Here is a 19,230-nt window from a genome sequence, read left to right on the forward strand (position 1 = left end):
GGAATGACCCTTTACCTCCCGACACGGCACGTCGCGCTGCCGCCCGAGGCGTGGGACCCCGCGCGGGTGCGAGCCTGGCTAGGGCGGTGGTCCGCGGCGGCGCTGGCGATCCGGGCGGCCGGCCAGCCCTGGCCGATGCATCCGCGCGACGCCGAGGACGCGCCGGAGCCGCCCGGTCCGGTCCAGAGCCTGTACCTCGGCGCGTGCGGCGTCTGGATCGCCCTCGCCCGCGCCGCGGCGGCGGGCTTCTGCGCGCTGCCGATGGGCCTGCCCGACATCTTCGAGCAGGTGCTGGACGACTATGCGCGCTGGCCCGACACCGGCGAGCGCGTGCCGTCGTGGTTCCTCGGCGAGAGCGCGCCGCTCGCGCTCTGCTGTCTCGCCCGGCCCGACGCGCGCAAGGCCGATCGCCTGGCCGAGATGATCCGCGCCAACCGCGCGAACCCGACCCGTGAGGCGCTGTGGGGCGCGCCCGGGACGATGCTCGCGGCGCTGTTCCTGCACGAGGCGACGGGGGACGAGCGCTGGGCCGAGCTGATCCGCGACAGCGCGGCGGCGCTGTGGGAGAGCTGGGATCACGACAAGGACCGGGACGTCTGGGTTTGGGAACAGGACCTGTATGGTCGCCGGAGCCGCCATGTCGGCGCCGGCCACGGCTGGGCCGGCAACCTCTATTCGCTCTGGCGCGGACAGGCCCTGTTGAGCCCGGCGCAGCGGGCCGAGCTGCGCGCGCGGACGCTGCAAGGCCTCGGCCGCCTGGCGGAGATCGACGGCGAGCTGGCCAACTGGCCCCCGCTGCTCGAAGGGCCGCCCAAGCCGCTGGTGCAGTGGTGCCACGGCGCGCCGGGGATCATCACGTCGTTGCGCCACGCGGCGCTGCCCGAGGCGCTGCCGCTGTTGATCCGGGGCGCGCGGTTGATCGTGGCCGCCGGGCCGCTGGAGAAGGGGGTGGCCCTGTGCCACGGCACCGACGGCAACGGGGCCGCCCTGCTCGAGGTGCACCGGCGCACCGGAGACGCCTTCTGGCTCGAGCGTGCCCGCGAGTTCGCGATGTGGGCTCTCGCGCAGTCCGAGGCCGAGTTCAACCGGGTCGGTCAGTGGCGCTACAGCCTGTGGACGGGGGACGCGGGGCTGGCGTGTTATCTGATCGACTGCCTCGACGGGCGCAGCCGCGGCATGCCGGGGATCGATAGCGTGTGGTGATGGGGTCAGGGCTGTCAACACAGCCTTGATAAACGATTGTGCGGTTCCCAGCCCGAGCTCCACCGGGCCCACCGGCGCGCACCGTTCCCTTCCGGTGAGCCACAGGGAGCATGCGTGTGCCGACGTGTGCCGCCGTGGTCGCTGATAAATATACGAAATAATTCAATAAACCGTGAGGCATGCCGCGTGCTTGCCCGCCGGCCATCGACTGGACGACGGACCCGTCACGGAGGCTTGCCATGCGCTCGATCCCCAGGACATGTACGCTTGTTTCTCTGCTGGCGCTCGGCGTCAGCTTCGCGGCCTGCTCGGTCGCCCCGGGCGGCTCGGTCATCCCGGGCGGACAAGGCACCCCCGACGAGCCGGAGAAACCCGTGGAGACGGCCGTCGCGCAGAGCGCCCTCACGCCCGCGGCGAGCTGCGATGAGGTCGAGGCGCTTGTCCGCGAGCGGCTGAAGCAGAACATGACCAAGGAGCTCGAGGGATATCGAGAGATCGCCCTGGGGCAGCTCGAGCAGGGGTGCTACCCGGTCTACGATTCAGGCGTGGGCGCGAGCACGGGCGCGGGAGGCTACCCCACCTCGCCGGGCGCGGGCGCTGTGGACGACGGCGGGGCCGCCGAGGACTACTCGACGACGAACACGCAGGAAGCGGACGTCGACGAGGCGGACTTCATCAAGAACGACGGAGGGCACGTCTACCTCCTCGCCCACGGGAAACTCCAGATCTTCGACGTGTGGCCCGCCGCCGACACGCACCTCGTCGCGTCGGTCGCCATCGAGGGGGAGCCGAAGAAGCTCTTCGTCCACGACGAGCGCGCCCTCGTGTACTCGTCGCTGACCCCGGAGTTCGTCGGCGATTTCTCCGAGTACCACGGCGAGTGCACGTACGGATACGACTGCGAGTTCACGGGAGACGGCACGCCCCTCGTGGTCACCGAGCTCGACCTCAGCGACATCTCCGCCCCGACCGTCGTGCGCAGGATGAAGTTCTCCGGCTCGTTCATCAACGCCCGGCGCATCGGCAGCGCGGTGCACACGGTCGTGGCCTCCCCGGAGCCCACGGTGGATGGACTCTCGTTCTGGCCTCAGGGCGTCGACGTCTGCGCCCTGGCCGAGGCGGGGGTCACCCCGGGGGCCGTTGACGCCGTGAACGACGCGTTCGACGCGCTCCTGCAGGAGAACCTCGACGTCATCGACGCGGCCCCGCTCGACCTCGCTCTGCCCACCGTGGAGGACACGATCTACCGCGACGGCGTGGCGCACCCGCGGAGCGACGACCCGTTCGCGGCCTGCGAGAACTACTACCTGTCGAACACCGGCGATGGCCAGAGCTTCCTCTCGATCGTCTCGACCGAGCTCGGCAGCGCAGCCCTCGGCCAGACAACGGTCGTCGGCAAGCCCGGCGCCGTCTACGCGACCTCCGAGGCGCTCTACGTGGCGAGCCGGCACGCGTACGGGGCCGCGTACGGCTGGTTCTACGAGGACGGGGCGGCGACGCCGGACGCCACGACGGTCCACAAGTTCGCCCTCAACGATCGCGCGCTGCCGAGCGCCTACATGGGGAGCGGCGCCGTGAAGGGGCGCGTGCTCAACCAGTTCGCCCTGAGCGAGCACGACGGCTATCTCCGCGTCGCGACAACCACCGGCCACCTGCCCGATCCGGCCACGCACAACACCGTCGCCTCGATGAAGCTCGAGGGCGGCGAGCTCGTGGTCAAGGGGATGGTGGACAACCTCGCTCCGGGCGAGGACATCCGGTCCGTGCGCTTCTACGGCGACGTGGGGTTCATGGTGACCTTCAAGAAGACGGACCCGCTCTTCACGCTCGATTTCTCGGAGCCCGAGGCGCCGAAGGTGCGCGGCGAGCTCAAGATCCCCGGGTTCTCGACCTACATGCACATGATCGACGAGGGGCACGTCCTGAGCATCGGCTACGACGCCGCCGACCAGGGGGACTTCGCGTTCTTCCAGGGCATCATGCTCCAGATCTTCGACGTGACCGATCTCGATGAGCCGAAGCTCACGCACAGGGAGGTGATCGGGACGCGCGGCTCCACGAGCGACGCCGCGACAAACCACCTCGCGTTCAACTACTTCGCCCAGCGGGGGCTGCTCGGGCTCCCCATGGTCCTCTGCGAGGGCGGGAGCGGCGGCAATTTCGGCGACACGATGACGTTCAGCGGGCTACTCGTCTACAAGGTCGATGTCGCCGAGGGCTTCACCTCGGTCGGCGGCCTCGCCCACCCGCTGCCCGACGCGAGCTCCGACCCGTACCATTCCGGCTGCTCGAGCTGGTGGACCCAGCCGAACTCGTACGTGAAGCGCAGTGTCTTCCTGGAGGACTACGTCTACTCCGTGTCGGCCGGCGAGATCCGCGTCGCCCACGTCAGCGACCTCGCGTCGCCCCTGGCCGTCGTGCCGCTCGCCCCGTGAGCGAGCTCGGCGGCGCGGGCGCGTCGGATCGGCAGGGCCGCGTGCTAGAGCTGCGCGATGGACGCGCTGGACATGAGCGCCGAAGAGCTCGCCGCGGCGGTCGGCGCGCGGCCCTTCCTGCTGCTCGCGCTGCTCCTGGCCGGGACGGTCGGGGTGCTCCTCGGGCTTGTCGCTGTCGCCCGCCTCTCCGATCGCCACGCGCGCGCGCTGTGGGGGCGGGCCGTCCGGGCCTACGGCGCGGCGGCCGAGCACCCGATCACGCGGCGGCTGTCGACGACGTTCCCCTCGGTCGCGCGGGTGCTCCGCGAGCTCTCCGCGGCCGAGTACCTCGTCATCCACCTCGCCCTCGGCCTCGCGCTCAGCATGGCCGCGCTCGTGTTCATCGCGCTCGCGGACGCGGTGAGCGGGGGCGCGTCGATCGTGCAGGTCGACAGCGCGCTCGCGCGCGCGCTCCACGGCGCGACGAGCAGCGCCGGCGTGGCTGCGCTCCGCGCCTTCACCCGCCTCGGCAGCGGCTGGGCGCTCACCGTCGTCGCGATCGTCGTGGCCGCGGCGCTCCTGTGGCGGCGGGAGCGCGTCCTCGCGGTGGGGTGGCTGATCGCGCTCGCCGGGGGCGGGCTCCTCAACCACGCGCTCAAGGCCCTGTTCGCGCGGCCGCGGCCGACGTTCGACGATCCGCTCGCGCTCGCCGCCGGGTGGAGCTTCCCGAGCGGGCACTCGATGGGCACGTTCGTTACCTTCGGGATGCTCTCGTACCTCGGGCTCCTGTTCGTCCGGACGCTCCGCGTCCGCCTCGCCCTCCTCGCGCTCGCGATGAGCTGGACCGTGGCGATGGGCTTCAGCCGCATGTACCTCGGCGTGCACTACCTGAGCGACGTGCTCGCGGGGTTCGCGGCCGGGAGCATGTGGCTGGCCGTCTGCATCTCGGGGATCGAGGTCGCGCGGCGCAGGCCGGGCAGGGCCAACCAGCCGATCCCGACATGAACGGCCGCGGCGCCCGCCGCCGCGGCTCACCGCGCCGCGGGCCTCACCGCTCCACGAGCACGAACCGCGTCCGCCCGTCCCGCCACGCCAGCAGCAGCACCGGCCGGTCGCCTGTCGCGTCGACCTCCTGCTTGAGCTGCTCCGGGCTCGCCACCGGCTTGCGGTTCACCTCGAGGAGGACGTCCCCCGGGCCGAGCCCCGCCCTCGCCGCGGGGCTGCCGGGGCCGAGCCCCACCACGAGCGCGCCCTTCACGTCGTCGGGGATCCCGAACCGCCGCCGCAGCTCGTCCGAGAGCGCGGCGACCTCGACCCCCAGCGCGCCCGTCGACGCCGGCGCCTGCACGGGCTCCTCCGGCTTCGGCTCCGGCAGCTCGTCGAGGGTCGCGGTGAGCTCCACGCTCCGCCCGTCGCGGAGCGCGCGCAGCTCGACCTGGGTGCCCGGCTTCGCCTCGGCGATCCGCATCCGCAGATCGCGGCCGTCGGTCAGGTGCTCGCCGCGCAGCGCGACGACAACGTCGCCGCGCCGGAGCCCCGCCTTCTCGGCGGCGCTCCCCGCGGACACGTCGCTGACGACCGCGCCGCGCGTGTCCGGCGGGAGCCCGAGCGCCTCGGCGAGCGCGGGCGTGACGTCCTGGATCGCGACGCCGAGCGCGCCGCGGATCACGCGGCCGTGCTCCAGGATCTGCTCCATCACCGCGCGGGCGAGCTTCGACGGCACGGCGAACCCGATCCCCTGGTTGCCCTGCGCGCCGCGCGCGAGGATGGCCGTGTTGATGCCGATGAGCTCCCCCGCCATGTTGATCAGCGCGCCGCCGGAGTTGCCCGGGTTGATGGCGGCGTCGGTCTGGAGGAAGTCCTCGTAGTCGACGATCCCCATGTTGCCGCGGCCGACCGCGCTGATGATCCCCTGGGTGACGGTCTGGCCGATGCCGAACGGGTTGCCGATCGCGAGCGCGAAGTCGCCGACGCGCACAGCGTCCGAGTCGCCGAACGGGGTGAACGCGAACTCGCCGCCCTCGAGCTTGAGCACCGCGACGTCGGTGCGCGCGTCCACGCCCACGACCTGCGCCTTCATCTCGGGCCTGCCTGGCAGCGCGACGCGGACCTGACTGGCGTCCTGCACCACGTGCGCGTTCGTGATCACGTGGCCCTCGCGCGACACGATCACGCCCGAGCCGACGCTCTGCTCGCGCTGGACGCGCGGGCCCGGCGGCGGCTGCCCGTCACCCCCGCCGCGCCCGTCCTCCTGGCGCGGCCCAAAGAACTCGCGGAAGAGCGGGTCCGAGAAGAACGGGATGCGCTCCGGCGTCGGCGGCCGCACGAACCGCACCGAGGAGACGTTCACGACAGCGGCGCTCACGCGCGACACGATCGGCGCGAAGCCCGTCTGGAGCGACACCGCCTCCCGGGCGGAGGGCGGCACGTCGAGCGGCCCCGGCGCGGGCGGCGGGGCGGCCTCGGCGATCTGCTCGGCCCGGGAGCGCGGCTCCCCCCGGTCCAGGCAACCGAGCGGAAGCGCGGCGATGACGGCGAGAGGGAGAGCCCAGCGTGCGTGCATGCCCGCGCGCCATTCATGTCCCGTGCCCCGGGCGCCGCGCCCGCCCTCGCCCCACAGCACGGATGAGCCGGCCTGCGCCCCCGGAGCGGCGTTGTCCGCCCCTCGCCCCACGGTCGCCGCTCTCCGCCTCTTCTCTCCATGCGACGACAGGGATCACCGCGAGCCCACCTCGCCCCGAGGCGTTCTGTCACAGGCCGTCCCGGCGGCGCGCAGCGCTGTGGCGCGATCGCCGCTTCTCCCGCACCGAGCACCAGAAATTGTGTCCAGAAAAGCAAATTCCGTCTGGAGGCGTGACGTTCCTTCGCGATACAGTGCAAAGTGACGCCGTTTGCCTGCGAACAGCGCAACGCGCGTCATCGAGGTGGGTCGTGGCTTCGAGAACTTCATATCTGGCCTTGGTGGTGGGATTGCTCCAGGCGACCGTCGCCTGCGGCGGGGGCGTCGAGACGCCGAGCGGCGGGACCGGCGGCGGGGGCGGGGCGAGCTCCGGCAGCGGCGCGGGCGGGCCCGGCTCCGGCGGGGCCGGCGGTGAGCCGGAGTTCACGGTCGGCAGCGGCCCCGGGCTCGGCGGCAGCGGCGCCGGCGAGCCGGACCCCTGCGACGTCGATGAGCCGCCCCCCGAGTGTTACCTGCCTCCGGATCCGGCGTGCGGCGACGGCGCGCGCAACCAGGAGAGCGAGGCCTGCGACGACGGCAACACGCTCCCCGGCGACGGCTGCTCCGGTCTTTGCCAGGTCGAGCCTTACTGGGAGTGCACGACGCCCGGCCAGCCCTGCGCGCTCACCATCTCGTGCGGCGACGGCATCCTCCATCCCGGCGAGTTCTGCGACGACGGCAACAACGAAGGCGGCGACGGCTGCAGCGCCGATTGCTACTACGTCGACCCGTCGTACGTGTGTGCGAGGCCGGGAGAGCCGTGCGTCCTGCTGTACCGGTGCGGCGACGGCCGCGTGAACGGCTCGGAGGAGTGCGAGGACGGCGACGACCCGCCCGCGTCCGGCGACGGCTGCGACGCCGAGTGCAAGCGCGAGCCGGGCTATCAGTGCAGCCGGCCCGGCCAGCCGTGCACCCGGCTGCCGGTCTGCGGCAACGGCCTCAAGGAGGCCGGCGAGGGGTGCGACGACGGCAACACGACGAGCGGCGACGGCTGCTCGAGCCTGTGCAGGCAGGAGCCCTATTACGCCTGCCCGACCCCCGGATCGCCGTGCGTGCGGCTGGTCGAGTGCGGCGACGGCGCGGTGCAGCCGGGAGAGCTCTGCGACGACGGCAACGCGGCGGACGGCGACGGCTGCAGCGCCGATTGCCGGGTGCGCGACCCGGCGTACGTGTGCCCCGAGCCGGGCGAGCCGTGCATCCTGCTGTACCGGTGCGGCGACGGCCGCGTGAACGGCGCCGAGCAGTGCGACGACGGCGAGGATCCGCCGGCGTCCGGCGACGGCTGCACAGCGGACTGCCGGCTCGAGGAGGGCTGGGTCTGCAGGCCAGGCCAGGCCTGCACGCGGAGGACGTTCTGCGGCGACGGCGCGGTGCAGGCCGGCGAGCAGTGCGACGACGGCGGCGGGGCGTCGCCCGCGGGCGGCGACGGCTGCACGGCGCAGTGCCGGATCGAGCTCGGCTGGACGTGCCCGCCGGCCGGCGGCGCCTGCACGCCGCCCGCGCCGCCCGTCTGCGGCGACGGGGTGATCGGCGGCGCCGAGGTGTGCGACGACGGCGAGCGCCCGCCGGCGAGCGGCGACGGCTGCAGCGCCGACTGCCGGACCCTAGAGCCGGGGTGGGACTGCTCGCGCGTCGGGTTCCCCTGCAAGACGGTCTGCGGCGACGGGATCCGGCTCGGCGCCGAGCAGTGCGACGACGGCAACAACGCGCGCGGCGACGGCTGCGACGCGGCCTGCAAGATCGAGCCGGGCCGGGTCTGCAATGGCAGCGTGCCGCAGGACTGCCGGGGGTACTCGGTCTGCGGCGACGGCAGGCGCGAGGGCACCGAGGTCTGCGACGACGGCAACGCGAGCTGGAATGACGGCTGCACGCCGGACTGCAAGCGCGAGCCGGCGTGCGTCGGCGGCGCGTGCTCGTCGGCGTGCGGCGACGGTATCCTCCTGCCCGGCGACGCGACGGAGGCGTGCGACGACGGCAACAACGTGAGCGGCGACGGCTGCTCCGCCACGTGCAGGATCGAGCCGGGCTACGCGTGCTCCGTGGCGCGCAGCGAGATGCGGCTGCCGATGGTCGTCCGCGACTTCATCGGCTGGTGCCCGACGACGTACAACCGCGGATCGAGCAACTCGGCGTGCGACGCCAACCTGTCCGACCGCCTCATCGGGCACTTCGATTTCGAGATCACGCCCACGTCCGGCGGGCAGATCGACGGCACCGTCCTGGCGACGCTCGACGAGGACGGCAAGCCCGTGAACGCGCACGGCGCCGGCTTCTTCACGCCGAGCGCCGACAACGGCTGGACCTCGGGGCAGCAGAACTTCCAGTGGTGGTACCGGGACAACCCGGATTTCAACAGGACGCTCGTCACGACCATCAACATGGTCGAGGAGGGCGCCGGCACGTTCGTTTACGAGCGGAACCCGTTCTGGCCGGTGGACCGCGACCCGCCCGGCGCCGACCCCGCGCTCGACAACCTCGTCACAGCCGGCCTGGAGAGGGCGCAGGACGGCGGGCACAACTTCTACTTCACGAGCGAGGTCCGGTACTGGTTCCAGTTCACCCCCGACTCCGTCGCTTCCAACAACCCGGTGCTCACCTTCTACGGTGACGACGACGTCTGGGTGTTCATCAAGAACACGCTGACCGCGGACATCGGCGGCATCCACGGGCAGGCCGAGGAGAGCGTCACCATCCTGGACAACGGCGACGCCCGCGTGAACGCCTGCGACAACGCGGCCTGCACGCGCCACGCCGCGAGGACGGTCGACCTCAACCTCGAGGCGGGCAGGGTCTACGAGATCGTGGTGTTCCAGGCCGAGCGCCACGTCACCGGGTCGAACTACCAGCTCACGCTGGCGGGCTTCACCGCCGGCAGGTCGGTCTGCACGCCGCAGTGCGGGGTCGACCCGCCGATCGTGACCCCGGGCGAGGAGTGCGACGACGGCCGCGAGAACGGGACGGGCTACGGCGAGTGCAACAACTGCCAGCTCGGTCCCTACTGCGGCGACGGCGTGAGGAACGGCCCCGAGGCGTGCGACAACGGCGTGAACAACAGCACGTACGCCAATGCGTCCGGCGCCTGCGCGCCGGGGTGCGTGGCCCCGCCCCGCTGCGGCGACGGCGCGGTCAACGCCCCGTTCGAGGCGTGCGATCTCGGCGCCGGCAACACGGCGACCGGCTACGGCGGCTGCACGACCTCGTGCGAGATCGGGCCTTCGTGCGGCGACGGCGTGGTGAACGGCCCCGAGCAGTGCGACGACGGCCGCAACGACGGCCTGTACGGCACGTGCAACCCGAACTGCACGCGCGCCCCGCGGTGCGGCGACGGCCGCGTCGACGAGGCGTGGGGCGAGGCGTGCGACGACCCGACCGACCCGGGCTGCGTCGGCTGCCAGCTCGGGGCCCACTGCGGCGACTCGGTGGTCCAGGCGAGCTACGGCGAGGAGTGCGACGACGGCCGCAACGACGGCGGCTACGGCGAGTGCGCCCCGATGTGCCTGTACGGGCCGCGCTGCGGCGACGGCGTGGTGCAGCCCGACGAGGAGGCGTGCGATCTCGGCGAGGACAGCAACACCGGGGCGTACAACGGGTGCGATGAGCGCTGCTCGTACGGGCCGTACTGCGGCGACGCGATCCTCAACGGCGCCGAGACCTGCGACGACGGCGTGAACGACGGCTTCTACGGGAGCTGCTTCCCGGACTGCACGCCGGCCGCCCGGTGCGGCGACAGCCGCGTCGACGAGGCGTGGGGCGAGCAGTGCGACCCCCCGAACGCGGCGACCGGCTGCAGCGACAACTGCCGCCTCGGCGCCCAGTGCGGCGACGCGGTGGTGCAGGCGAACCTCGGCGAGCAGTGCGACGACGGCGTGAACGACGGCGGCTACGGCGAGTGCGGCCCGAGGTGCCTCTACGGGCCGCGCTGCGGCGACGGCGTGGTCAACGGCCGCGAGCAGTGCGACGACGGCAACAACACCGGCGGCTACGGCAAGTGCGCGCCCGGCTGCGTGTACGGGCCGTACTGCGGCGACGGCGAGCGGCAGAGCGTCTACGAGGAGTGCGACGACGGCAACAACAGGAGCGGCGACGGCTGCAGCTCGGCCTGCGAGTACGACAACCAGCCGCTCTAGTCCCCTCGGGGCTCCGCCCCGAACCCCGGCGGCCGTCAGGCGAGGGGTTGAACGGAGGCGCGCGTCGCCCGGCGCGCGCCCCGGCTCACGGCGCCTCCGGCCCCCTCGGCCGCACCGTGGTCTCCCCGGGCGGCTTCTCCAGCAGGGGAGGCCCCGCGATCGGCAGCCAGATCTCGAAGACCGCGCCCCCCTTCTGGGCCTTGCGGTAGCTGATCTCCCCGCCGTGCTCGAACACGATCCGCTGCGCGATCGCGAGCCCGAGCCCCGTCCCCTTCTCCTTGCTTGTCGCGTACGGCTCGAACAGCCGCGGCACCATCTCCTCCGCCACGCCGGGCCCGTTGTCGCGCACGACGATGCGCACGCGGTCGCTCGGCAGCGGGCCGATCGTCACCGAGACGCGCGGGTCGCGCCGGACGGTGGCCGCCGCGTCGAGCCCGTTCTGGACCAGGTTCGTGAGCACCTGGATGATCTGGTCCCTGTCGGCGGACACCCTCGGGATCGGGTCGGCCACGAGCTCCACGCGCGGCGTCGCCGCCCCGCCGGTCCCGCCGGTCCCGCCGGTCCCGCCGGCGGTGGGCTCGCCCGACGCCGGCGCGGCGTGCAGCGTGACCACCCCGCGCGCGATCGCGACCAGATCGACGGGCTCCAGGTTCGGCGGCGGCAGGCGCGCGAACCGGGTGAACTCGGTCACGATGTTCGCGATCCGGTGCACCTCGTCCAGCACCGTCGACGTCGCCTCCTCGAAGTAGTCGTCGAACGCCGGGTCGTCCCGCTGCCGCAGCCGGCGCAGGGTCTCCACCGCCGCCCGGATCGGCGCGAGCGGGTTCTTGATCTCGTGGGCGATCTGGCGCGCCACCTCGCGCCGCGCCGCGATGCGCTCGGTCGCCGCCAGGCGCTTGCGCATCGCCGCGAGCTCGTCGATCGTCGCGTTGAACGCCGCCGCGAGATCCGCGATCTCCCGCCCCCCGCGCCCCTCCACCCGCCGCGGCGCGCCGCTCATCACCTCGCGCGTCTCGCGCGCCAGCGCGACGAGAGGCCGCGACAGGCTGCGCGCCAGCACCACGGCGATCGCGAGGGCGATCGCCAGCACCGTCGCGCCGGTCAGGGCGATCGACCGATCGAGCCGCCCGAGCGCCTGCCGCAGCGGAGCGCGCGACACCGACGCGACGACGTCGAGGCCCGGGATCTCCGGGAAATGCAGGACGCGCACCACCTCGGCCTCGCCGCTGCGCGGCGCCGGCTGCCCCTCGCGCGCCGCCGTGAGCCGCACGTCGTACGCCTCGCCGATGCGCGCGAGCACCGGGCCGATCCGCCGCGCGCCCACGAGGCCGAGCGTCACCCCGTGGCCCGTCAGCGCGCAGTGCACCTCCAGCGACGGCTCGCCGCCCGCCTTCGCCGGCCGGAGCCGCGGCGCGCCCCCGGGCGCCTTGATCAGCTCCGCGAGCCGCCGGTCGCGGGCGCCGATGCGCGCGGCGTCCTCGGCCCCGAGGACGGCCCCGTTGCCCGCCACGAGCGAGAGCTCGTCGAGCCGCAGCGCCTTGGCCTGGCTCGGGACCTGCCGGCCGATCGCGATGCGGCTCCCCGGATCCATGGCGTCCGGGTCGCCCTTGGCCCGCTCGAGCTCGACGTGGGCCTTGTCCACGAACGTGTCGTGCCGGCAGAGCGGCGGCAGCAGGTCGCGCAGCGCGTCGGCCTCCCACGCGAGCTGCTGCCGCACGCCCGCGTGCGCCGCGTCGATCCGGTCGGCGAAGCCGCTCTCGATGATCTCCCGCGACGCCTCGCGGAGGGTCACCCCGACGAACGCCGTCGCGATGATCGCGACGAGCCCGAAGGCGAGCAGGAGGCGAGCGGCGAGGGGCATGGAGGGGTCCGTCTTGACCGCGCGGCCGCGCGGCCGCCTGGCCGCCTGGCCGCCTGGTCGCCAGGACGGCCGGGCGGCCGCCGCGGTCCGCGGCGGTGGTGCGTGACGATACTAGAGGAAACTTCGCCTGTGCCGAGCCCTCCGCGGCGCGGGCCTTCTCCGCCTCATCCTCCGTGAATACGCGATCGGGCCGATCTCGTCCAAGTTCGTCGCGCTCTCCCCAGCCGCCCCTGCGCTCCTGCGCCCCTACCCGGAGGAGCGCGCCGTCGCTGCCGCCTGCCCGCGGCGTTTCTGCCTCGCGCTCTCCTTGCACCGGGGGGCACTCGCCTCTTACGCTCGGTCGTCCTTCGAGGTCGCCGGGCGCACGCTGGCCAACGCGCGCGCCGCAGGGCCGCGCTGGAACGCACGAAATGAACTCCAAGCAGCTCTCCATCGCTGGAATCCTCCTGTTCGTCGGTCTCGGGTTGAGTTTCGCGTCGAAGTGGCTGGCGGAGTACACGGGCCAGCTCTTCATGTTGTTCGGCGTCTCCGCGATGGGGGCGGTGCTGTACGCGAGCTTCTCGGCCAAGGGCGGCGTCCCCATCGCGGGCCTGCGCGACGCGCTCCGCGCGGCCGCGCGCGGCAAGCGGCCCAAGCTGCCCGAGGGCGCCCCCGCCGACCTCGCGGACACCTACGAGCAGATCGCCGAGATCGCCGGCCGCCAGGCCGAGCTCGCGGAGGAGCGCCACGCGCTCGCCGAGGAGCGCGACAAGCTCGCCCGCGAGCGGGACGGCCTGAGCCGCGACCGCGACGGCGTCGAGCGGCAGCGCGACGCCCTGGAGAAGGAGCGGGACGGCCTGAGCCGCGAGCGCGACGGGCTCCTGAAGGAGCGCGACACGCTCGAGCGGGAGTGCGCGGCGCTCACCCGCAAGGTGAACGACCTCGCGCAGCGCGGCCCCGACATCGACGTCGACGCGCTCGTCGACGCCGTGCTGCGCGCCACCACCGGCGAGCGGGTGCGCGTCCCGCCCGGCGCCCCGGCGGAGCTCTCGCGGCTCTACACCGAGCTCACCGGCATCGCGGAGCGGATCTCCCAGGCCGAGCTGCGCGACAAGCAGCGCCGGACGGAGCTCGCGCAGGCCACCATGCTCCTCGACGAGCAGCTCCCCAAGCTCAGCGACGGCGTGAGCAGCGTCATGCACGCGAGCGAGCAGGCGATCGTCTACATCCGCGACATGATCACCGCGCTCGCGAACATCGCGCAGTCGGTCGAGTCGCTCGCGTCGAGCGCCGAGGAGTCGAGCTCCAGCATCCTCGAGATGACGGCCACGAACGAGGAGGTCGCCGAGAACGTCGGCGAGCTCGGGTCGAGCGTGCGCGAGACGGTCTCGTCGATCGAGGAGATGGCCTACTCCATCCGCGAGGTCGCGAAGAACGTCGACGCCCTGGCGCTGACGGCCGAGGAGACGAGCTCCTCGATGAACCAGATGGACGTCTCGATCGACCAGGTCCAGTCGAACGCGAACGAGACGGCGCGGCTCTCCGAGGAGGTGGCGACCGACGCCGAGAAGGGCGCCGAGGCGATCCTGAAGACGATCGGCGAGATCTACCGCATCAAGGAGTCGAGCCAGGAGGCCGTGGCGGTCATCTCGAACCTCGGCTTCCGCATCGAGGCGATCGGGCAGATCCTGGCCGTCATCGACGACGTCGCCGAGCAGACGAACCTGCTCGCGCTGAACGCCGCGATCATCGCCGCCCAGGCGGGCGAGCACGGCAAGGGCTTCGCCGTCGTCGCCGACGAGATCAAGGACCTCGCCGAGCGCGCCGGCGGCAGCACGAAGGAGATCGCGGAGCTCATCAAGACGATCCAGTCCGAGTCGAAGAACGCGATCGCCGCCGTCGAGCGCGGCGCCCACAACGTCGACCGCGGCGTCGAGGTGTCGAACGAGGCCGAGCGCGCCCTGAAGAAGATCCTGGAGAGCTCGCAGAAGTCCACGAACATGGTGCGCGCCATCGCCCGCGCCACCGTCGAGCAGGCCAAGGGGTCGAAGCAGGTCACGGACGCGATCGGCCGCATCGCCGAGACGGTGCAGCAGATCGCGGCCGCCACGGCCGAGCAGGCGCGCGGCTCGGAGCTCATCATGAAGAGCGCGGAGAAGATGCGGACGATCACGCAGCACGTGGAGCGGTCGAGCCAGGAGCAGGCGCGCAGCGGGCGCCAGATCACGAGCGCGATCGAGCAGATCTCCAACATGGTGCACAGCCTCAACGCCTCGCACCGCAGCCAGACGCGCGGCGGCGAGCAGCTCGTCGAGGCCGGCAAGCGCATCGAGGAGGCGGCGCGCCAGCAGGATCAGGCGGTGCGGCAGCTCGTCAGCGCCGCCGAGCGGATGCGTCGCACGGCGGCCATTTGACCGAAGGCCGCCCTTCCGCGCAGAGGCAGCAACGATGGCGCTGACGATCGTGGTGCTCGCGCCGGCCGAAGCGGGCAAGGAGGACGGCGGCGAGCTCTCCCTGACGCTGGACGCCCCCCGCATCATCATCGGCCGCGCGGAGGGCTGCGAGGTCCGCCTCCCCGACACGAGCGTGAGCCACCGCCACGCGTCGATCCGGCAGCGCGGCGCGACCTACCTGCTGCTCGACGAGGGCAGCGACAACGGCACCTACCTCGGCAAGACGCGCATCGCCCCGCGCACGGCGATGCCGCTGCGCAGCGGCGACCGCATCCGCGTCGGCCGCGTCTGGCTCACGCTCCGCATCGAGCCGGCGGTCGCCAGGGCCGCCCCCGCGGCCGCCGCCAAGGAGCTCGCCCTCGAGCTCGTCGCGCGCGGCCTGGCGGCGCAGGGCGAGGACCCCGCGCCGCGCGTCGTCGTCGTCGACGGGCCGGACCGCGGCCGCGCGCTGCGCCTCGACGCGTCGGGGCGGCCATACATCCTCGGTCGCGCCAAGGACACCGACCTTGTCCTCGACGACCCGGACGTCTCGCGCCGCCATCTGGCCATTACGCGCAGGGGCGATCAATTCTCAGTTCAGGACCTCGGATCTCGCACAGGGGCATTGCTGGACGGAGCCCAGGTACCTCAGTTCGATACAATCTGGCGTCCTGGACAGGTGCTCGCGCTCTCCGGTGATCGCCTGATGTTCGAGCACCCGGCCGCGGAGGCGCTCGCGGAGATCGAGCGCAGTCCATGCGAGCCGCTCCGTCCAGACGCGGTGTTCGAGCCTCCTTCGCCCGAGCCGCCGCCGGCGCCTTCCACACCGACGCCTTCGCCTGCTTCCACGAGCACGTTGTCGCCGCTGGCGCGACCCCCTGTGTCGGTGCGTCAGGCCGCGCCGCAGGGAGGCGGGTGGGGGTTCATGGAGGCGCTCATTGCATTGCTAGCGCTCGGTGTGCTGGCTCTCAGCATTGCAGGTCTGATGTGGCTGCTTGGACGCGGTTAGCGTCTTGACGTCGCGCGCGCGCAGAGTTCGAAGAGCGCAGGCCCGGAGGGTGCGCATGCGTGCGATCCGAATGAGAGCTGAAGACGAGATCGAGTACACCGAGGCGGAGCTTCAGGCGGAAGGGATCCGGTGCGAGACGTTCGACCCGGGCGCAGCGGCGCCGGCGGTGCAGCGCCTCCAGGCGGAGCGCGGATGGACGGAGCACGAGGATGTCCGTCGCGACCTCAGCAGGCCTCGAGACGAGGCGGACAGCGCGAGAGACGCGGATGAGCACTGCCACCTCGGCGACGAGGTGAGGTTCTTCCTCGAGGGGCAGGGGCTCTATGACATCCGCTGCCTGAACGACGAGTGGCTGCGCCTTTGGGTGGGCGCGGGCGATCTCGTTGTCGTGCCGGCGAAGCGCTATCACCGCTTCGTGGCGAGCAAGGCCAGCGCGCTCCGCTACGTGCAGCCGTACGGCGGCCGCCACCTGCTCATGCAGCTCTACCGCGTGTCCGACGACCGGACCCGCGCGTTCTGACTCGAGGCCCCCATGGATCGTCCTTACCGTCTCGTCACGTCCGCGACCCGGATCCCTGTCCCGGGCGGCAAGCTGATCGAGGAGCTCTTCGGCCGCGTGAACACCGGCACGGACGGGTTCAGCCTGGCGCACATGGTGGCGCCGCCGGGGTGGAGCGAGCCGGCGCAGACGCCCTCGTTCGGCGAGCTGACGCTGATGATCCGCGGCCGGATGCGGGTCGAGATCGCGGGCGAGACGGTCGACCTCTCTGCCGGCCAGGCCATCTGGACGGAGCCCGAGCAGCGCGTTCGCTACAGCAATCCGTTCGACGAGGAGAGCGAGTACTTCGCCCTCTGCATACCGGCGTTCGCGCCGGATCTCGCGCGGCGCGACGCGGGGTGAGCTGCCCGCCGCGATCGGGCGCGGCGGCGTGGCGCGAGCGAGCGCGGGGGCGCAGCGCGGGCACACGCAGCGCGCAGATCGCGGCGCCGCGCGGCGCGTGACGCGCGCGAGCGCGGCGCAGATCGTGGATCCGCGGCGCGCGCCGAGCGCGTACTATGTCCCATGCTCTTCGATCCCGCGGAGTTCCGGAAGGTGCTGGGCCAGTTCGCGACCGGGGTCACGCTCGTGACCACGGTGCAGGACGGCGCGCCGCTGGCGATGACGGTGAACTCGTTCAGCGCCGTCTCGCTCGATCCGCCGCTCGTGCTCTTCTGCGCGGACAGGCGGTCGCGCACGAGCGTGGCGATCGAGGCGTCGGGCGTCTTCGCGGTGAACGTCCTGCGGGATCAGCAGCGGGACCTCTCGGACCTGTTCGCCGGCAAGGGGACGGACCTCGATCGGCAAGCGGTCCTCACCGAGGCGCATGTGGCCGTGTCCGGCAGCCCGATCCTCAAGGACGTGCTGGCCTTCGTCGATTGCAAGGTCGAGCACGCGTACGACGGGGGCGACCACATCATCTATGTCGGCCGCGCGCTCGCGGCGGGCCGGGGCGAGGCGGGCGCGCCGCTCCTGTATTACCGGGGCACGTACCAGGCGCTCGACGACGCCTGGCGCTGGCGCGACCGCTATGCCGCGAAGGAGCAGGCGACCCCGTTTCACGAGCTCGTCGATTTCTTCGATCGCATGCAGGCGGAGGGCCCTTATGCGACGCTCATCGACGAGCTCGTCACCCTTGTCGATCCGGGCGTGGAGGACCGCTGCCTCGATCTCGGCTGCGGCACGGGCCGGCTGGCGCGCGAGATGGGGCGCCGCTGCCACGAGGCGGTCGGGATCGACGTGACGGCGGCGATGGTGGAGCGCGCCGCGCAGCGGGCGAAGGCGCTCGGCCTGGACAACGTGACGTTCCGGGAGGCGCTCGCGACGCGGCTCCCGTTCCCGGACGCCTCGTTCGACGTGGTGGCCTCGTCGAACCTGCTGCTGCACGTGCCCGAGCCGGGCGCGGTGCTGGCCGAGGCGGCGCGCGTGCTCCGTCCGGGCGGCCGCCTGGCGATCCTGGAGCCGGCGCCCGTGATGAACCGCATCGCCATGGCCGCCTACCTGCGCGGCCACCGGTACAACCCGCCCACGGCCCACGCGATGCTCGCCTGGGCCGACGCGGCGGAGGTCACCTACCGCCACACCGAGGACCGGCTCACCGCCGATCTGGGCGCCGCGGGCTTCCAGGTCGACCGCCGCGAGCGCCGGATGAACGGCCTCGCGCTGCTCTGGGTCGCCCACAGGCCGTGAGCCCCTGCCGGGCGGCGGCCCACGGCCGCGCGGCGCTCACGCCGCCTGCCGCAGCCCCGCCTCCTCGACAAGCCGGGGCACCCAGTCCTCCGCGCCGATGGAGCGCATGTGGATGCCCGACAGCCCCGGGACGTCGCGGAGCCCCCGGATGAGCTCCAGCGTGATCCTGTAGCTCTCCCCCTCGGCGTCGCCGCTCTGGCGGACCCGCTCGATCAGGTGATCGGGGACCACGAGGCCCGGCACCTTCTGCAGGAAGCTCAGCCGATCCACGCCGGCGAACGGGAAGATCGCCGCGATGAAGTGCGCGCGCTCGTGGAGCCCGCGCTCGACCACGGCCGCCATCCAGCGGCGCATCGACGCGAGCTCGAACACAGCCTGCACCTGGATGAAGCTCGCGCCCGCGTCGATTTTCGCGCTGAGCCGGTCCATGGCCCCGGCGATCGCCTGCTCGGCGCACGGGAAATCGATGGTCCCGACATGGAAGTAGGGCGCCGGCGACATCACGTCTCCGTTGAAGAGCTTCCCCTCGCGCGTCATCCGGCGGGTCAGCTCGATCGCCCTCATGCTGTCGACGTCGCTCACCTCCTTCGCGTCGGGGTCCGAGCCGATGGCGCACGGATACCCGCCCAGCACGATGATGTTCGACAGCCCGAGCGCCGCCATCCCGAGGAGGTCGCCCTGGAGGGCGATCTTGTTCTTGTGGCGGAGCGAGAACTGGAGCACCGGCTCGATCCCCTCCTGCTTCACGAGGTGGCCGACTGCCATGTTGGCGCAGCGCGCCTGGGAGAGCAGGTGATCGTTGATCTGCACCACGTCGACGTGGTCCGCCATGTTTCTGGCGTGCTTCAGCAGCTTTTCCAGGTCGTGGTGACGCGGGGGCGTCAGCTCGGCGGACACGAGGAACCGGCGCTCGCTCAGGAGGCGCTCCATCTTCGATTTCGTCACCATGTGCTGCTCCTTCCATCACTCCATCACTCGACGAACCTGACGACCCGGACCTTGACCCCGCGCTGGCCGCGGAACCGCGCCGCCGCGCTCGCGATGCGCGCCGCCTCCGCCCGCGCCAGGCTGCAGGGGAACCCGTATTTCTTGAGGACCCGCTCGCTCGCGATGTCGAGCGCCTTCCGGCAGCGCGACACGAAGTCGTCGATGTCGTAGCTCTCGCCGACCTCGATGTGGTCCTTCACGACGAGCGACGGGGAGTAACAGACCTGCTGCTCGCCGCTCGGCCACTCGACCACGAAGCGCATCTCCGGCAT

Annotated in this window: 13 protein-coding genes; 9 read left to right on the forward strand and 4 right to left on the reverse strand. The window is 72.4% G+C overall.

Annotated features, from left to right (window positions below):
• Positions 1 to 3: 3 nt before the first annotated feature.
• From WMF42_RS44125 to WMF42_RS44135, 3 genes are all read left to right on the forward strand, one after another.
• Positions 4 to 1,203: a lanthionine synthetase C family protein gene (locus WMF42_RS44125; protein ID WP_437689273.1), complete on the forward strand. Its 1,200-nt coding sequence runs from the start codon at positions 4 to 6 to the stop codon at positions 1,201 to 1,203.
• A 239-nt stretch (positions 1,204 to 1,442) separates the two neighbouring features.
• The gene (locus WMF42_RS44130; RefSeq protein ID WP_437689275.1) at positions 1,443 to 3,638 is read left to right on the forward strand and encodes a beta-propeller domain-containing protein; all 2,196 of its coding nucleotides are present in this window, start codon (positions 1,443 to 1,445) and stop codon (positions 3,636 to 3,638) included.
• Positions 3,639 to 3,695: 57 nt separating this feature from the next.
• Positions 3,696 to 4,622 (forward strand): phosphatase PAP2 family protein, encoded by a 927-nt coding sequence (locus tag WMF42_RS44135; RefSeq protein WP_061605536.1) that lies wholly within the window; start codon positions 3,696 to 3,698, stop codon positions 4,620 to 4,622.
• A 43-nt stretch (positions 4,623 to 4,665) separates the two neighbouring features.
• On the opposite strand, the gene WMF42_RS44140 is transcribed toward WMF42_RS44135, so the two are convergent.
• Complete coding sequence (locus tag WMF42_RS44140; protein ID WP_061605535.1) at positions 4,666 to 6,180, reverse strand: Do family serine endopeptidase; 1,515 nt, start codon at positions 6,178 to 6,180, stop codon at positions 4,666 to 4,668.
• Positions 6,181 to 6,587: 407 nt separating this feature from the next.
• On the opposite strand from WMF42_RS44140, the gene WMF42_RS44145 reads away from it, so the two are divergent.
• Positions 6,588 to 10,463 carry a DUF4215 domain-containing protein gene (locus WMF42_RS44145; RefSeq protein WP_437694442.1) on the forward strand — a complete coding sequence of 1,292 codons (3,876 nt, stop codon included), beginning with the start codon at positions 6,588 to 6,590 and terminating at the stop codon, positions 10,461 to 10,463.
• Between the two features lie 85 nt (positions 10,464 to 10,548).
• Here the strand turns inward: WMF42_RS44145 and WMF42_RS44150 are convergent, their stop codons facing one another.
• The gene (locus tag WMF42_RS44150) at positions 10,549 to 12,324 is read right to left on the reverse strand and encodes a sensor histidine kinase (RefSeq protein WP_437689277.1); all 1,776 of its coding nucleotides are present in this window, start codon (positions 12,322 to 12,324) and stop codon (positions 10,549 to 10,551) included.
• A gap of 410 nt (positions 12,325 to 12,734) precedes the next feature.
• Here WMF42_RS44150 and WMF42_RS44155 point away from each other — a divergent pair, with 410 nt between their 5' ends.
• The 5 genes from WMF42_RS44155 (at position 12,735) to WMF42_RS44175 (ending at position 17,971) form a co-directional block, all read left to right on the forward strand.
• On the forward strand, positions 12,735 to 14,717 hold the full coding sequence (locus tag WMF42_RS44155; protein WP_437689279.1) for a methyl-accepting chemotaxis protein: 1,983 nt from the start codon (positions 12,735 to 12,737) through the stop codon (positions 14,715 to 14,717).
• Positions 14,718 to 14,751: 34 nt separating this feature from the next.
• Complete coding sequence (locus tag WMF42_RS44160; RefSeq protein ID WP_434044639.1) at positions 14,752 to 15,744, forward strand: FHA domain-containing protein; 993 nt, start codon at positions 14,752 to 14,754, stop codon at positions 15,742 to 15,744.
• A gap of 55 nt (positions 15,745 to 15,799) precedes the next feature.
• A complete protein-coding gene (locus WMF42_RS44165) occupies positions 15,800 to 16,264 on the forward strand; it encodes a 1,2-dihydroxy-3-keto-5-methylthiopentene dioxygenase (protein WP_061605530.1) in 465 nt (154 codons plus the stop codon).
• A gap of 12 nt (positions 16,265 to 16,276) precedes the next feature.
• On the forward strand, positions 16,277 to 16,645 hold the full coding sequence (locus WMF42_RS44170) for a cupin domain-containing protein (RefSeq protein WP_061605529.1): 369 nt from the start codon (positions 16,277 to 16,279) through the stop codon (positions 16,643 to 16,645).
• A gap of 162 nt (positions 16,646 to 16,807) precedes the next feature.
• A complete protein-coding gene (locus tag WMF42_RS44175) occupies positions 16,808 to 17,971 on the forward strand; it encodes a flavin reductase (RefSeq protein WP_437689282.1) in 1,164 nt (387 codons plus the stop codon).
• A gap of 36 nt (positions 17,972 to 18,007) precedes the next feature.
• On the opposite strand, the gene WMF42_RS44180 is transcribed toward WMF42_RS44175, so the two are convergent.
• On the reverse strand, positions 18,008 to 18,919 hold the full coding sequence (locus WMF42_RS44180; RefSeq protein ID WP_061605527.1) for a methylenetetrahydrofolate reductase: 912 nt from the start codon (positions 18,917 to 18,919) through the stop codon (positions 18,008 to 18,010).
• Between the two features lie 23 nt (positions 18,920 to 18,942).
• Positions 18,943 to 19,230 carry an MSMEG_0570 family nitrogen starvation response protein gene (locus tag WMF42_RS44185; RefSeq protein ID WP_061605526.1) on the reverse strand — a complete coding sequence of 96 codons (288 nt, stop codon included), beginning with the start codon at positions 19,228 to 19,230 and terminating at the stop codon, positions 18,943 to 18,945.

The organism is Sorangium sp. So ce176 (genome assembly GCF_051519835.1).
In the GTDB taxonomy this organism is placed as follows: Bacteria; Myxococcota_A; Polyangia; order Polyangiales; family Polyangiaceae; genus Sorangium; species Sorangium cellulosum_G.